Here is a 14,303-nt window from a genome sequence, read left to right as displayed (position 1 = left end):
GTGATTAGGCTGGCGGTTAATCTAGCCAATCGTTGATCGTTTTGTACATAAAGTCGCGTATTAATGGTTGAGCATCGGCGTTAGGGTGTAAGTTATCGTTTTGCATAAGCTCTGGTCGGCCAGCAATATCGATCATAAAAAATGGCATTAATTCTGAGTTTGTTTCATTGGCAATAGTTTTAAAGCTGTCGGTAAAAAGCTTGGTATAACGCGGGCCGTAATTTGGCGGAATTTGTACCTCCATTACGGCGGTTTTCGCCCCAGTTTGTTGGCTTTTTGCTATTAAATCACGTAGGTTAGCTTGTAAGCGCTTGATTGGAAAACCGCGTAAACCGTCATTTCCGCCAAGCTCTATAAGCACGTGCGTAGGTTCGAACTCGGTTAGTAATGCATCGAGTCGTCTTAATGCACCGCCTGTGGTTTCACCGCTAATACTGGCGTTTACTAGGTATACTGATTGGTCTTTTTCATCGTACTTATCTTGTAACAATTTAACCCAGCCTTGCTCTTGTTTAAGGCCATAAGCGGCGCTTAAACTGTCACCTAAAATTAAAATTGTGTTGTCAGCTGCTGCCGTAAGTGGTTTGATTACTAACAGTAAAACGAATATAAAACGTAGGATTGGATGCATCATATGTCAGCGCTTTCTCAATTAAACATTATTCAAGTTAAAGGACTTTCTAAAACGGTCACCACAGTTGAGGGCGACCTCACCATCCTCAGTGACATCAGCTTTAATGTCAAGTCAGGAGATTCGGTTGCGGTAGTGGGCACATCTGGTTCGGGTAAGTCTACTTTATTAAGTTTATTAGCCGGCCTTGACCAATCAACCAATGGCAGTATTCATTTAGATGGTGCTGCATTACACGAATTAGATGAGGAAGCACGTGCTGCACTTCGCGCTGAGAAAGTAGGTTTTGTATTTCAATCTTTCATGCTCGTGCAAAGTTTAACAGCTCTAGAAAACGTGATGCTACCGGCAGAACTTGCTGGAAGCAAAAATGCTAAACAACAAGCACTTGAGCTACTTGAAAAAGTAGGGCTAAGTCATCGTGTTGGCCATTACCCGTCGCAATTGTCGGGCGGTGAGCAGCAACGTGTAGCGATTGCTCGTGCATTTATTGGTACACCTAAAATTTTATTTGCCGATGAACCTTCAGCCAACCTTGATAGTAAAAACGGTAAGCTCATTGAGTCGTTATTATTTGAACTTAATCAAGAACACGGTACGACACTTATTTTGGTAACTCATGATGAGCAGCTTGCGCAAAAATGCCAGCAAATATTACATATTGAAGCAGGGCAATTAGTAACAGTAAAAGAAAGCGAAGGAGTGCAAGCGAATGTGGGCTAAATTAGCACTAAAACTGTTTTCACGTGAGTTTAAGCGCGGTGAGTTAACAGTGATCAGTGCAGCCATAGCTTTAGCTGTACTGACTGTTTTAACTTTATCTATGGTTACTGACCGTATCGGTCAAAGTATTGAGCAAAAAAGCAGTGCCTTTATTGCTGCAGATCGTGTCTTAGCAAGTAACCATGCTTTACCTGCTGAGTTTTTAGATAAAGCCGCCCAAGATAACATTCGCACCGCAAAAATAACCTATTTCGACACCATGCTATTTGCTGGTGACGAAATGCAGTTGGGTTCGGTTAAAGCGGTATCAAACACTTATCCATTAAAAGGCGAGCTAAAGATAAAATCTAGCTTAACTGCTGAGCCTCAGGTAACTGAAGACATTCCAACTCGCGGTGAAGTTTGGCTCAGTGAGTCGGTGTTCTATGCGCTTAATATTAAAGTTGGCGATAAAGTAGAGTTAGGAGCCGCCACTTTTGTTGCCAGTCATGTTGTAGCTGAAGAGCCAGATGCACCGTTTAATGTGTTTTCTAGTAGCCAACGTATTTTAATTAACGAAGACGATATTGCAAAAACTCAGGTTATTCAGCCGGGTAGTCGAGTGTTTTACCGCCAGCTCTATGCTGGGGACGAAAGCGATATCGAAAATTTTTATAGCTGGTTAAAACCTCAAATGAAAGAAAACCAGCGTTGGTATGGCGTTAAAGACCGCCAATCGCCTATTTCTAATAGCTTAAACCGCGCCGAAAGCTACTTATTATTAGCAGGCTTACTTGGCATTATATTAGCAGCTGTGGCTATTGCGGTATCGGCAAAGCGCTATTGTGAACGCCAATACGACCCTGTTGCAATGATGAAAACACTCGGCGGTAGCCGCGCTATGATCCGTAAAATATATCTACTTCATTTGAGCCTTGTTTGTTCAATGTCGGTGATCGTTGGCTTGCTGATTGGTTATGGATTGCAAGCCATTGCAACAGATTATCTAGCACAAAGCATGGGCTCAGTACTTCCTAGTGCATCGGCTAAACCGTGGATTATTGCAATTAGCACAGGTTTAATTTGTGCAATTATGTTCTCGATTAAACCATTACTCGATTTATTTGATATTCCGCCGCTGCGCGTACTGCGTCGTAACTTAGGCGATCGTTTATTGGTCAGTAAAATACACCTTGCTATGTCGGCACTTACCGTGTTTTTACTGATGTGGTTATTTAGTAATAATATTAAAATAAGCGCTATTTTGTTTCTCTCTACAGCGTTTTTAATTGCTGTGTTGTTTGGTTTATCAAAGGTTATATTTGGTGGCGGTCGAAAGCTCGGTTTAAGCCCTGGTAATAGCTGGTCTTTGGCGATTGCGTCTATCCAAAAGCGCGCCAATGTGAATGCTGTGCAATTGATTAGTTTTGCTTTGGCTATCAAACTGTTGCTGTTTTTAATTGTACTTAAAAATGACATGATCTCTGACTGGCAATCGCAATTACCGGTTGATGCGCCCAATTCATTTTTAGTGAATATAACAGAGCAAGAACTAGAGCCAATTACGAGCTTTTTAGCAGAGCGAAATATGCCAACCTCTGACTTTTACCCGGTTGTCCGTGGCCGCGTAAACGCCGTTAATGGCGAGTTGGTAGCTCGTGAAGTCTCACAAGAAGACAATGAAAAGAAAGATGAAGAAGCTCGTTCCGGTATTGGTCGTGAACTAAACCTAACTTGGCGTGAAGATTTACCAAGTCAAAATGAGCTTATTGACGGCACATGGTTCACAAAAGATTCTGTCGCTGAAGCTTCAGTTGAAGAGTCTATGCTTGAACGCCTCGATGTTAAATTAGGCGACACATTAACCTTTTTGATTGGTGCACAATCGTTTGATGCCAAAATCACCAGTGTGCGCAAGGTTAATTGGACAACATTAAAGCCGAACTTCTTTATTATTCTAAGTCCTGATGTATTGGCGAGTTTCCCTGCTACTTATATTTCATCGGTAAATGTGAAGGCAGATAAAAAGCGCGAGTTTAATGAGCTAATGCGCCAGTACCCAACGGTTAATGTGATTGATGTTGAAAGCTTTATAAAGCAAATCCGCTCAACCATAGAGCAAGTATCGTTAGCGATAGGGTTTGTGTTGGCAATTGTTGTTGCCTGTGGTGCTCTAGTGCTTATTTCACAAGTACAAGCAAGTTTAGGCGAGCGTATGCAAGAGATAGTTATTTTGCGAACCTTAGGCGCGAAAGGGCGCTTAATTAAAAATGCCACCTTATATGAGTTTTTACTATTAGGGGTCACAGCAGGCTTAGTCGCAGCCATTGTTAGTGATGTTGCATTATTAATAGTACAAAGGCAGATGTTTGAATTAGCAGGTAAACTGCATCCGCATATTTGGTTAATTGGCCCTGCGGTAGGGGGCTTATTTGTGGCATGTTTGGGTTATTTAATGATAGCCAGAACAATGCGCAAAAATACTCAAGGCTTATTGCGCTCGTTGGCATAAGAGAAAGCTGTGTGAAAAATGCTCGCAATTGCGGGCATTTTTTATGAATTGCAATTGGTTACTGGTAATTTATACAGTGCTCTGGCATTATTAACTGCAGATAATAATGATAATAGACGGGTCAGTTAGTTGGCGATTATTTTAGGAATTGATCCTGGTTCACGATTAACAGGGTATGGTGTGATTGCCCATCAAGGTGCAAAGTTTACCTATTTAGGAAGTGGTTGCATTAAATTAGCCGATCACGATTTTCCGGTGCGCTTAAAAATGATTTACCAAGGTATTAGCCAGTTGGTAGAACAATTCTCTCCAGATAGCTTTGCTATCGAAAAAGTGTTTATGGCACATAATCCAGACTCGGCACTTAAACTAGGCCAAGCCCGAGGTGCAGCAATTGTTGGTGCTTCAATGGCTGAGCTGCCAGTTTATGAGTATTCGGCACGACAAATTAAGCAAGCAGTTGTAGGTAATGGTGGTGCCGATAAGTCGCAAGTACAGCATATGGTTAAAAATATATTAAAATTACCGGGCACTCCGCAAGCCGACGCTGCTGATGCCTTGGCTATTGCTATTTGTCATGCTCACTCAGAACAAAATTTAATAAAACTTGCGGGTAGCGCTAGCAAAACCGTAAGAGGACGATTAAGGAAGTAATATGATTGGTCGATTAAATGGCTTACTAGTTGAAAAACAGCCACCAGAAATTCTTATTGAAGTAAGTGGTGTAGGCTACGAAGTACAAATGCCAATGACCTGTTTTTATGATTTACCGGCAGTGGGTGAGCAAGCGATTATTTATACCCACTTTGTAGTACGTGAAGATGCCCAGCTATTATTTGGTTTTAACAATAAAACCGAACGCGCTTTATTTAGAGAGCTTTTAAAAGCCAATGGTGTTGGCCCTAAACTTGGCCTTGCCATTTTATCGGGAATGTCGGCGCAGCAATTTGTAACGTGTGTAAATAATGAAGATGCGACCACTTTGGTTAAACTACCGGGAGTTGGTAAAAAAACCGCTGAGCGTTTAGTGCTTGAAATGAAAGACAGACTTAAAAATTGGGGTAATGACTTATTTACGCCATTTAGCGATAATGCGGTTATTGAGCCTGCAAGTAATAATACACTTGTGGCAAATAACGCTGCCGATGATGCTGTTTCAGCACTTGAAGCGTTAGGTTACAAATTACCGCAAGCACAAAAAGCGGTTAAAGCAGTTAATAAACCAGATATGACGACCGAGGTTCTAATTAAAGAAGCTCTAAAATCAATGTTGTGAGTAAACCATGATTGAAGCAGATCGCTTAATTGATGCATCTGAGCAAAGTAACGAAGACAGTGTTGACCGTGCTATACGGCCAAAGCTTCTTAACGATTACACAGGCCAGCCGCATGTTAAGCAACAAATGGAAATTTTTATTGAGGCCGCACGGCACCGTGGTGAAGCACTCGATCACTTATTAATATTCGGTCCACCGGGTCTTGGTAAAACGACTCTTGCTAACATTGTTGCTAACGAGCTTAACGTAAATATTAAAACGACGTCTGGCCCTGTACTCGAAAAGGCAGGGGACCTTGCTGCACTTTTAACAAACCTTGAAGAAGGCGACGTACTGTTTATTGACGAAATACATCGCTTGAGCCCGCAAGTTGAAGAGATTTTATATCCCGCAATGGAAGATTATCAGCTGGATATAATGATAGGTGAGGGCCCCGCAGCACGCTCTATCAAGCTTGATTTGCCGCCATTTACTTTAATTGGTGCAACAACTCGTGCTGGCTCACTCACCTCACCACTTAGAGACCGCTTTGGTATTGTACAGCGCTTAGAGTTTTATTCTGTTGAAGACTTATCAAAAATTGTTGCTCGTTCTGCCAGCTTTTTAAATTTAACCATGTGTGATGAAGGCGCGGCCGAAATAGCCAAGCGCTCGCGTGGTACACCTCGAATTGCAAATCGTTTGTTGCGCCGTGTGCGTGATTACACCCAAGTACGCTCAGACGGTAAAGTAAATGCTTCGGTGGCTGAGCAAGCACTCGATATGATTGATGTTGATAAAAGTGGCTTTGATTATATGGACCGTAAATACTTGCTTGCTATTATCGAAAAATTTATGGGTGGCCCAGTTGGTCTTGATAACCTCGCTGCTGCCATAGGCGAAGAAAAAGAAACCATAGAAGATGTAATAGAGCCTTTTTTAATACAGCAAGGTTTTATTCAACGCACGCCACGCGGACGACTTGTCTCGGATATTGCCTACCTTCACTTTGGTTTAACACCCGATAAATAATCAAACCTAAAGCTTAGTTACAAGCTTTTTATTTATAAGTTTCGAGCAGCTCAAAAGGGCTGCTTTTTTAATTTAGGTAACTTGGTTTTATTTATTAGCAAGATAGGATTTACCGCTTACCGCTTACCGCTTACCGCTTACCGCTTACCGCTTACCGCTTACCGCTTACCGCTTACCGCTTACCGCTTACCGCTTACCGCTTACCGCTTACCGCTTAGTATCATTTTAACATCTGTAATTCACATGCTGTTAAGTTAGCTGTAGGTATTCTCGTTGACGTTTGCTCAGGCAAAAAAAAGCCCGCATAAGGATGCGGGCAAACAACAAGTTGAAGGAAGTAATCTTGGAAACTATGGCCAATTTGAACGAGGTTTTATCCTGTGCAAATTAACCTGGAGCAATACGAAACATCATAATGCAAAAAACTGAGCTTAATGAAAGACTCTTTCATGAGGTTGCTAGCTCGGTATAGGTAAATAATACGCAATGAAGGATTTTTCTTCAAACTAGAAAAATTTTATTTTCAGATAAAAAAAACTAATGTGAGTGAAAATTTAAGTTGTGTGCTTTTTGTTCACTTTTTGGTGTTTTTATATCTAAGCTCATGAATAAAGTGGGTTTTAAAAATTTTATGAACTTCATTCAGGATTAGTTTAAGTATTCTGTAGTAGATTTGCAAAACTGCTTTTGGGTGTTTATGCGTGTTTTTTGAATAAAAGCGCTATTTTTTGAGGTTTTATTAGCTTTTTAGGATTTTTGCAATGACTTTTTATTAAGGTAAAAATATGCACAAAAAGACGAGTGAAACTTAATATGACTAAAAAATAGCTAAGCAATTTGCTTTTTACCGTTAATTGCCGCTAATTCACAGCAAGAGCGTTGTCAGTTTATAACTGACTATATACACTAGGCACAACTTTTGGCCTCATTTATGGTCAAACAGTGCGCATGTAAAAAATATAACAAATTATATAGAAATCTATTTTAGGAGTTTAACGTGGGATCAGGGCTTAATTTTTTAGATCTTATTCTAGAAGCCAGTGTACTTGTCCAGCTAGTAATGTTGGCATTAGTCGGTATGTCGGTAATGTCATGGGCAATTATTTTTCAACGTAAAAAAGCGATTTCTGATGCACTTAATGGCGCAAAGCGTTTTGAGCAAAAGTTTTGGTCAGGCGTTGATTTAAGTAAACTATATAATGAAGTGTCAGCCCGTCCTGGAGGCGCTTCTGGTGTTGAGGCACTTTTCGTCGCAGGTTTTAAAGAATTTGCTCGCCATAAGAAAAATTCAATTCAAAGCGCAAGTATTGTGATGGAAGGAACGCATCGTTCTATGCGCGTTGCTTTGTCTCGCGAAGTAGAAAAACTAGAATCAAGTCTTTCATTTTTAGCAACAGTAGGTTCAATTAGCCCATATATCGGCCTATTTGGTACGGTGTGGGGTATCATGAATGCGTTTATCGCGTTAGGCGAAGTTAAGCAAGCTACGTTACAAATGGTTGCACCGGGTATTGCAGAAGCACTCATCGCTACAGCGATGGGCTTATTTGCGGCAATCCCAGCTGTTATCGCGTACAACCGTTTTGCAAACAAAGTAGAAAAGCTTGAAGGTAATTACATTAACTTCATGGAAGAGTTTGCTAATATTTTACACCGCCAAGCAGCTACACAAATAGAGGCTAAAGCGAATGTATCAGCGTAAGAAACGTCGCCCTGTAGGGGAGATAAACGTAGTACCTTACATTGATGTAATGTTAGTACTGCTAATCATATTTATGGCAACAGCACCACTTATCACCCATGGTGTAAAAGTCGACTTACCGAAAATGGAAGAGTCTGATCTTGTTGATACCAAAGATACACCACCGATCATTGCTTCAATTGATGCCGAAGGTAAATATTATGTCAGTATTGGTACTGACCCTGAAGCGCCGATGGAGGCCCTTGATGTGGCGGCGGTTATAAAGCTACAGCTGCAGAAAAATCCAGATACTCCGGTTATGATTAAAGGCTCTGGCCGTGTTTCTTATCAAGAAGTATTACTATTAATGGACTTTTTGAAAAACGCGGGTGTTCCGTCTGTTGGTTTAATGACTGAATCATTCGAGGAGTAGTATGCGTGCATCAATAATAAAATCGGTTATTTTGCACCTTGCTATCGTTGGTTTTTTAGTAGCGAGTGCAAACTTTCATATGCCAGCTCCTAAAGTCATGGAAGTAAACCTTAATCCAGCGTTACCTGCACCAGAAAAAGCTGTGTCTGCTGTTACCGTTGATCAACAACAGGTTGAGCAGAAAATTGCAGAGCTTAAAAAGCAAGAAGAAGCAAAAAAACAAGCCGAAGCGAAACGTATTCAAGAGCTAGAGCGTCGAGCTAATGAAGCGCGTAAGCAAAGAGAAGCTGAAGACCGTCGTCTTAAAAAGCTAGAGCAACAGCGCCGTGCTAAGGAAAAAGAAAAAGCAGAAGCTGAAGCACAAGCGAAAAAAGCACGTGAAATTCAAGAGAAAGAACGTGCAAAAGCCAAACAAGCTGAAAAGCAAAAGCAAGAGGCTGAAGCTGCAGCAAAAGCAGCCGCTGATAAACGTAAAGCTGAAGAAGAAGCGTTAAAGAAAGCGGAAGAAGAGCGTAAGCGTAAAGCAGCTGAAGCAGAAGCTGAGCGTAAACGTAAAGCTGAAGAAGCTGAACGTAAGCGTCAACAAGCTTTACAAGAACAAATGCTGCAAGAACAGTTAGCAGCAGAGCAAGCTGCACGTAACAAGGTACGTCAACAACAAGTTCTAGGCGAAGTTGAAAAATACAAAGCGTTAATAATGGCACGCATTCAGCAAAACTTCTTAAAAGATGAGAAGATGAAAGGCAAAGAGTGTCGCCTTAATATACGTCTTGGTTTTAATGGCCTTGTGACTCAAGTAAAATCGCTTGGTGGTGATACCTTAGTGTGTGAAGCTGCAATGCGTGCAGTGCGTATGGCAGATACATTACCAGTATCACCTGATCGTGACGTATTTGAGCAACTAAAAAATATAAACTTAACCATAGCACCTAAATTTTAAAGGAATGATATGTTTAACCAGATAAAAACTGCGTTTTTTATTGTATTACTGGGCTTTCATGGCATTGCCAGTGCTGCCTTAGAAATTGTAATTACCGATGGTATCGATGGCGCTCGCCCAATTGCGGTTGTGCCTTTTAAATATCAAGGTGTTGGTCCTATCCCTGAAGAATTAAATAAAGTGATTGCAGCTGATTTAATGCGCAGTGGTAAGTTTAAGCCAATCGATGTAGCAAACATGCCGCAGTTACCGGGCAAAGATGCTGATGTTGACTATGGCGCATGGGTTAACCAAGGCGTTGAGGCTGTGCTTGTTGGTCAAGTAGAGCAACAGCCAGGCGGTCGCTACCTTGTAAAATATGAACTTATTGATGTTATTCGTGGGCAAATCACTGGCGGACAAACAAAAATGATGGCTAATGGCAAATTAATGCAAAGCCAAGATCATATTTTAGACGCCCGTGAAAGTGTGATTTCTGAAACCGGTTTTCGCCGTTATGCACATCGCATTAGTGATGTGGTTTACGAAGCGCTAACTGGCGAAAAAGGCGCATTTTTAACAAAAATTGCTTACGTTATCGTGCGTGATGATGAGCCAAAACCTTATCAGCTCGTTGTTGCAGATTACGACGGTTATAATGAACAAGTTCTACTTCGCTCTAAAGAACCTCTTATGTCACCAGCGTGGTCACCAGATGGGACTAAGCTTGCGTATGTAACTTTTGAGAATCGTCAAAGCCAAATTTACATCCAAGATCTTTACACTGGTAAGCGCGAGTTAATCACAAGCCATCAAGGTATCAATGGTGCACCACAGTTTTCACCAGATGGTAAAAAGCTACTTTTAGTACTTTCGAAAGACCGCAATGGTGCAACCGAAGTATACCTTTTAGACCTTGCTACGCGTAAAGAAACACGCCTAACAAATCACCGCAGTATCGATACAGAGCCTTCTTGGTTCCCAAATGGTGAAGATATTGTGTTTACGTCTGAAAGGGGTGGTAATGCCCAGATTTATAAGTTAAATTTAAAAACAGGCAGAGCTAAAAGAATGACGTTTGATGGTGATATGAATTTAGCAGGTTCTATTTCACCTGACGGAAAAGAATTAGTGATGGTGAATCGAACAAACGGTCGATACCATCTTGCTAAAAAAGAGCTAGCTACTGGTGCGTTCCAAGTGTTAACGAGAACACGCCTAGATGAATCGCCAAGTATCGCGCCAAACGGTTCGATGATTATCTATAGCACGCTTCATAATAATAAACAGGTATTAGCGTTAGTTTCTATGGATGGTCGCTTTAAAGCACGTTTGCCTGTACTAGACGGACAAGTTAAGGCACCGGCTTGGTCGCCTTATTTACAGTAATTTTACTGGTTTACTCAATATAGGAATCAATTAAATGCAACTTAATAAAACTTTAAAAGGCCTGCTAATTGCTGTGCCAGTGATGACATTAGCAGCATGTAGCTCTTCTTCTGATCTTGATGAAGGTGCTGCAAACCAATCTAACCAAGGTATGGTTGAGCAATCAAACAACAATGATACAGTTGAAGTTGCAACACTTACTCCAGAGCAGCAAGCTGAAGAAGCACTTCGTCAAAAATACGAAGCGTTACGTCAAGAGCAAATCATTTACTTCGGTTTTGATAATGCAAAAATTCAAAGCAAATATGCTGAGCTTTTACAAGCACACGCTGAATTCTTAGTACAAAACCCATCAGTTAAAGTACTAATCGAAGGTCACGCAGATGAGCGCGGTACACCTGAGTACAACATCGCGTTAGGTGAGCACCGTGGTCAAGCAGTAGAAAAATATTTACAAAGCTTAGGTGTTTCTGCTAGCCAAATGTCAGTAGTGAGCTATGGTGAAGAAAAGCCAATGGTTAAGTCTCGCACTGAAGAAGCGTTCGCGAAAAACCGTCGCGCAGTATTAGTTTACTAATAAAGAGTCATTATGAAGCCGAAAATTATTTTGGCAGCAATGATCTTAAGCGGGAGCACCCAGTTATGGGCTGCTCCCGCTCCTGTTTCAGAAGCTGCAAGCTCACAATCGAGCATTGAGAAGCGTTTAGTCGCGTTAGAAAACATGATGAAGTCACGTAATTTATTACAAGCTGAGCTTCAGCAGCAGCTTAATATATTACAAGACGAAGTAAGCCAAGTTCGTGGTATTACGGAAGAGCAAAGCTATAAGCTTGAAAAAGTACTTCAGCGCCAACGCGAGTTGTACCAAGAAATCGAGAATCGTGTAAGCCAAGCATATAGCCAACCTGCTACGCCAGCTCAACCTACAAACAGCTATACCGATGTAGGGGCTACGCAAGCGATTAGTTCAGACTTATCAGAAAACGAGGCTTATGAGCGCGCTGTAGCGTTAATCATGAAAGATAAACGTTATGAGCAAGCGATTCCTGAGTTTCAAACATTCTTAACGACTTATCCTAATTCAGTATATGCATCTAATGTACATTATTGGTTAGGTCAGTTGTTAACAATACAAAATGATCAAGCGGGTGCGACTGAACACTTTAAAAAAGTAGTCAATGAGTATCCTAATTCTAACAAGCGCCCAGATGCGATGCTAAAGTTAGGAAACTTATTAGCTGATCAAGGTTTAAGCGAGCAAGCACTTAAAACCTTTAATGATTTAATTAATCAGTACCCAAGTACGACTGCTGCAAAATTAGCCACAGAACGTCTGTCGCAAATGTAGATTTGACCTGATTAGACTGCTTTTTGACTTAAGCGGTCTAAAATTAGGCATCTAGACATAAAAACTTAAAAAAAGAGATATTTTCTGTTGCACTCAGCATTTAAATAAGTATTATAAGCGCCCGCAGCAGGCGATTGGTAACAACAGCCGAATTGCGGAAAAAAGAGCGGGTCATTAGCTCAGTTGGTAGAGCAGTGGACTTTTAATCCATTGGTCGATGGTTCAAGTCCATCATGACCCACCATTTCTAAAAATGGTATCTTACATCGGCGGATTTACGTATCTAAATATTCAGAGCGGGTCATTAGCTCAGTTGGTAGAGCAGTGGACTTTTAATCCATTGGTCGATGGTTCAAGTCCATCATGACCCACCATTTCTAAAAATGGTATCTCACATCGGCGGATTTACGCATCTAAATATTCAGAGCGGGTCATTAGCTCAGTTGGTAGAGCAGTGGACTTTTAATCCATTGGTCGATGGTTCAAGTCCATCATGACCCACCATTTCTAAAAATGGTATCTCACATCGGCGGATTTACGCATCTAAATATTCAGAGCGGGTCATTAGCTCAGTTGGTAGAGCAGTGGACTTTTAATCCATTGGTCGATGGTTCAAGTCCATCATGACCCACCATTTCTAAAAATGGTATTTTACATCGGCGGATTTACGTATCTAAATATCCAGAGCGGGTCATTAGCTCAGTTGGTAGAGCAGTGGACTTTTAATCCATTGGTCGATGGTTCAAGTCCATCATGACCCACCATTTCTAAAAATGGTATCTCACATCGGCGGATTTACGCATCTAAATATTCAGAGCGGGTCATTAGCTCAGTTGGTAGAGCAGTGGACTTTTAATCCATTGGTCGATGGTTCAAGTCCATCATGACCCACCATCTCTTACTTACCTTTTCTATCTAAGTTATCCTTTATTTATCTTAACAGCGCACAGCAATACTGTTCTTTAGCTTAAGATTCTCGTATAATTCGCGCCATGAATGCACTGTGGACTAAGTGGTCGAGAAATGAGTCTAGCTGAACAAATTATGCCTGAAGATTATATCTTCCCTCCAAAGCCAGCTCCGTTATCTAAAGACGAGCAAGCCGAGTACAAGGCACGTATCAAACAATTATTGAAAGATAAGAACGCCGTTCTTGTTGCCCATTATTACACTGATCCTGAAATTCAAGCGCTTGCTGAAGAAACAGGTGGTTGTGTTGCTGACTCGCTAGAAATGGCGCGTTTTGGCGCTAAGCACGACGCAGATGTAATTGTGGTTGCGGGTGTTCGCTTCATGGGCGAAACAGCAAAAATCCTTACGCCAAATAAAACAGTTGTTATGCCAACACTTGCTGCAACCTGTTCATTAGACGTAGGTTGCCCAATCGAAGAGTTCTCTGCGTTTTGTGATCAGCATCCAGATCGCAAAGTAGTAGTGTATGCAAATACATCAACTGCAGTTAAGGCGCGTGCTGATTGGATAGTGACTTCTTCATGTGCCCTAGAGATCGTAGAGCACTTAGATGAGCAAGGCGAAAAAATCATTTGGGGTCCTGACAAACACTTAGGTTCTTATATTCAAAAGAACACAGGTGCTGACATGATCATGTGGAATGGCGCCTGTATCGTTCATGACGAGTTTAAAACCAAAGCACTTAAGGATATGAAAGCCTTACACCCAGATGCGGCTGTATTGGTTCACCCAGAGTCACCTGCGGAGATTGTAGCCTTAGCAGATGCAGTTGGTTCAACAAGCCAACTTATCAAAGCAGCGCAAACCATGGACAACAAAAAGTTCATCGTCGCGACTGACCGTGGCATTTTCTACAAAATGCAGCAGTTATGCCCAGAGAAAGAATTCTTTGAAGCACCAACAGCAGGTGAAGGCGCAACATGTAAAAGCTGTGCGCATTGCCCGTGGATGGCAATGAATGGCTTAAAAGCGATTGAAGAAGCACTGACAGACCCAGAAGGTAAAGAAGTGTTTGTTGATATGGACTTACGCGAAGGCGCATTAAAGTCGCTTAATCGTATGTTAGAGTTCTCAGCAACGCTTCAGCGTTAACAACTAACCGTCTATATATAAAAGGCAAGGTGTTTACCTTGCCTTTTTTGTTTGATTACTAATCACTTAACTACACTATTTTAAAAAGCCCTTGCGTCTGTAGGGTTGTTTTCATACTATAACGCCGCGCTAAACTCTAAGCGCCTTAGGTGACGTGTCCGAGTGGCTGAAGGAGCACGCCTGGAAAGTGTGTATACGGCAACGTATCGAGAGTTCGAATCTCTCCGTCACCGCCATCCTAGCTCAAAGCATTTACGCTTTAAAATCACTTGTTAATTATAAAATCAATTGCTTACCATATCATTGGATGAGGTGTATGTTCTAAGTAGAAAAGGC

General features: G+C 41.4%; 14 protein-coding genes and 7 tRNA genes. 20 read left to right on the top strand and 1 reads right to left on the bottom strand.

Features of this window, described 5'->3' with window-relative positions:
• Positions 1 to 16: 16 nt before the first annotated feature.
• On the bottom strand, positions 17 to 634 hold the full coding sequence (locus tag QL229_RS04645; RefSeq protein ID WP_135925084.1) for an arylesterase: 618 nt from the start codon (positions 632 to 634) through the stop codon (positions 17 to 19).
• On the opposite strand from QL229_RS04645, the gene QL229_RS04640 reads away from it, so the two are divergent.
• The 20 genes from QL229_RS04640 to QL229_RS04545 all read left to right on the top strand — a co-directional run bounded on the left by QL229_RS04640 (position 635) and on the right by QL229_RS04545 (position 14,203).
• A complete protein-coding gene (locus QL229_RS04640) occupies positions 635 to 1,354 on the top strand; it encodes an ABC transporter ATP-binding protein (protein ID WP_135925082.1) in 720 nt (239 codons plus the stop codon).
• On the top strand, positions 1,344 to 3,845 hold the full coding sequence (locus QL229_RS04635) for an FtsX-like permease family protein (RefSeq protein ID WP_281546508.1): 2,502 nt from the start codon (positions 1,344 to 1,346) through the stop codon (positions 3,843 to 3,845). The genes QL229_RS04640 and QL229_RS04635 overlap by 11 nt, the downstream gene beginning before the upstream one ends.
• A gap of 129 nt (positions 3,846 to 3,974) precedes the next feature.
• Positions 3,975 to 4,499 (top strand): crossover junction endodeoxyribonuclease RuvC, encoded by a 525-nt coding sequence (gene ruvC / locus QL229_RS04630; RefSeq protein ID WP_054561285.1) that lies wholly within the window; start codon positions 3,975 to 3,977, stop codon positions 4,497 to 4,499.
• Between the two features lies 1 nt (position 4,500).
• Positions 4,501 to 5,121, top strand: a complete 621-nt coding sequence (ruvA, locus tag QL229_RS04625) for a Holliday junction branch migration protein RuvA (RefSeq protein ID WP_135925076.1) — start codon at positions 4,501 to 4,503, stop codon at positions 5,119 to 5,121.
• Between the two features lie 7 nt (positions 5,122 to 5,128).
• The gene (gene ruvB / locus QL229_RS04620; RefSeq protein WP_135925074.1) at positions 5,129 to 6,133 is read left to right on the top strand and encodes a Holliday junction branch migration DNA helicase RuvB; all 1,005 of its coding nucleotides are present in this window, start codon (positions 5,129 to 5,131) and stop codon (positions 6,131 to 6,133) included.
• A gap of 81 nt (positions 6,134 to 6,214) precedes the next feature.
• A complete protein-coding gene (locus QL229_RS04615) occupies positions 6,215 to 6,391 on the top strand; it encodes a hypothetical protein (protein ID WP_281546507.1) in 177 nt (58 codons plus the stop codon).
• A gap of 739 nt (positions 6,392 to 7,130) precedes the next feature.
• Positions 7,131 to 7,835: a protein TolQ gene (tolQ, locus tag QL229_RS04610; protein WP_135925071.1), complete on the top strand. Its 705-nt coding sequence runs from the start codon at positions 7,131 to 7,133 to the stop codon at positions 7,833 to 7,835.
• Positions 7,822 to 8,247, top strand: a complete 426-nt coding sequence (gene tolR / locus QL229_RS04605) for a protein TolR (protein WP_135925068.1) — start codon at positions 7,822 to 7,824, stop codon at positions 8,245 to 8,247. The genes tolQ and tolR overlap by 14 nt, the downstream gene beginning before the upstream one ends.
• Before the next feature lies 1 nt (position 8,248).
• A complete protein-coding gene (tolA, locus tag QL229_RS04600) occupies positions 8,249 to 9,187 on the top strand; it encodes a cell envelope integrity protein TolA (RefSeq protein ID WP_135925066.1) in 939 nt (312 codons plus the stop codon).
• Between the two features lie 9 nt (positions 9,188 to 9,196).
• Positions 9,197 to 10,555, top strand: a complete 1,359-nt coding sequence (gene tolB, locus QL229_RS04595) for a Tol-Pal system beta propeller repeat protein TolB (protein WP_135925063.1) — start codon at positions 9,197 to 9,199, stop codon at positions 10,553 to 10,555.
• A 34-nt stretch (positions 10,556 to 10,589) separates the two neighbouring features.
• Complete coding sequence (pal, locus tag QL229_RS04590) at positions 10,590 to 11,132, top strand: peptidoglycan-associated lipoprotein Pal (RefSeq protein WP_135925061.1); 543 nt, start codon at positions 10,590 to 10,592, stop codon at positions 11,130 to 11,132.
• 12 nt (positions 11,133 to 11,144) lie between these two features.
• Positions 11,145 to 11,903: a tol-pal system protein YbgF gene (gene ybgF, locus QL229_RS04585; protein WP_281546506.1), complete on the top strand. Its 759-nt coding sequence runs from the start codon at positions 11,145 to 11,147 to the stop codon at positions 11,901 to 11,903.
• Between the two features lie 168 nt (positions 11,904 to 12,071).
• A tRNA-Lys gene (locus QL229_RS04580) sits at positions 12,072 to 12,147 on the top strand.
• Positions 12,148 to 12,201: 54 nt separating this feature from the next.
• A tRNA-Lys gene (locus tag QL229_RS04575) sits at positions 12,202 to 12,277 on the top strand.
• 54 nt (positions 12,278 to 12,331) lie between these two features.
• A tRNA-Lys gene (locus QL229_RS04570) sits at positions 12,332 to 12,407 on the top strand.
• A 54-nt stretch (positions 12,408 to 12,461) separates the two neighbouring features.
• Positions 12,462 to 12,537 (top strand) — tRNA-Lys (locus QL229_RS04565).
• A gap of 54 nt (positions 12,538 to 12,591) precedes the next feature.
• Positions 12,592 to 12,667, top strand: a tRNA-Lys gene (locus QL229_RS04560).
• A 54-nt stretch (positions 12,668 to 12,721) separates the two neighbouring features.
• Positions 12,722 to 12,797: transfer RNA gene (locus tag QL229_RS04555), tRNA-Lys, on the top strand.
• A 129-nt stretch (positions 12,798 to 12,926) separates the two neighbouring features.
• Positions 12,927 to 13,967, top strand: coding sequence for a quinolinate synthase NadA (gene nadA / locus QL229_RS04550; protein WP_135925056.1), 1,041 nt, complete (start codon positions 12,927 to 12,929; stop codon positions 13,965 to 13,967).
• Positions 13,968 to 14,115: 148 nt separating this feature from the next.
• A tRNA-Ser gene (locus tag QL229_RS04545) sits at positions 14,116 to 14,203 on the top strand.
• Positions 14,204 to 14,303 lie beyond the last annotated feature (100 nt).

The sequence above is a fragment of the Pseudoalteromonas sp. PAR1 genome (genome assembly GCF_947311895.1).
Lineage (GTDB): Bacteria > Pseudomonadota > Gammaproteobacteria > Enterobacterales > Alteromonadaceae > Pseudoalteromonas > Pseudoalteromonas lipolytica_C.
Note: the sequence above shows the minus strand (reverse complement) of the source record. Positions and strands in the feature narration are given on the sequence as shown.

Coding starts and splice junctions, on each gene's coding strand:
- QL229_RS04645 (WP_135925084.1), bottom strand. CDS start 634: ATGATGCATCCAATCCTACGTTTTATATTCGTTTTACTGTTAGTAATC.
- QL229_RS04640 (WP_135925082.1), top strand. CDS start 635: ATGTCAGCGCTTTCTCAATTAAACATTATTCAAGTTAAAGGACTTTCT.
- QL229_RS04635 (WP_281546508.1), top strand. CDS start 1,344: ATGTGGGCTAAATTAGCACTAAAACTGTTTTCACGTGAGTTTAAGCGC.
- ruvA (WP_135925076.1), top strand. CDS start 4,501: ATGATTGGTCGATTAAATGGCTTACTAGTTGAAAAACAGCCACCAGAA.
- ruvB (WP_135925074.1), top strand. CDS start 5,129: ATGATTGAAGCAGATCGCTTAATTGATGCATCTGAGCAAAGTAACGAA.
- tolR (WP_135925068.1), top strand. CDS start 7,822: ATGTATCAGCGTAAGAAACGTCGCCCTGTAGGGGAGATAAACGTAGTA.
- tolA (WP_135925066.1), top strand. CDS start 8,249: ATGCGTGCATCAATAATAAAATCGGTTATTTTGCACCTTGCTATCGTT.
- tolB (WP_135925063.1), top strand. CDS start 9,197: ATGTTTAACCAGATAAAAACTGCGTTTTTTATTGTATTACTGGGCTTT.
- pal (WP_135925061.1), top strand. CDS start 10,590: ATGCAACTTAATAAAACTTTAAAAGGCCTGCTAATTGCTGTGCCAGTG.
- ybgF (WP_281546506.1), top strand. CDS start 11,145: ATGAAGCCGAAAATTATTTTGGCAGCAATGATCTTAAGCGGGAGCACC.
- nadA (WP_135925056.1), top strand. CDS start 12,927: ATGAGTCTAGCTGAACAAATTATGCCTGAAGATTATATCTTCCCTCCA.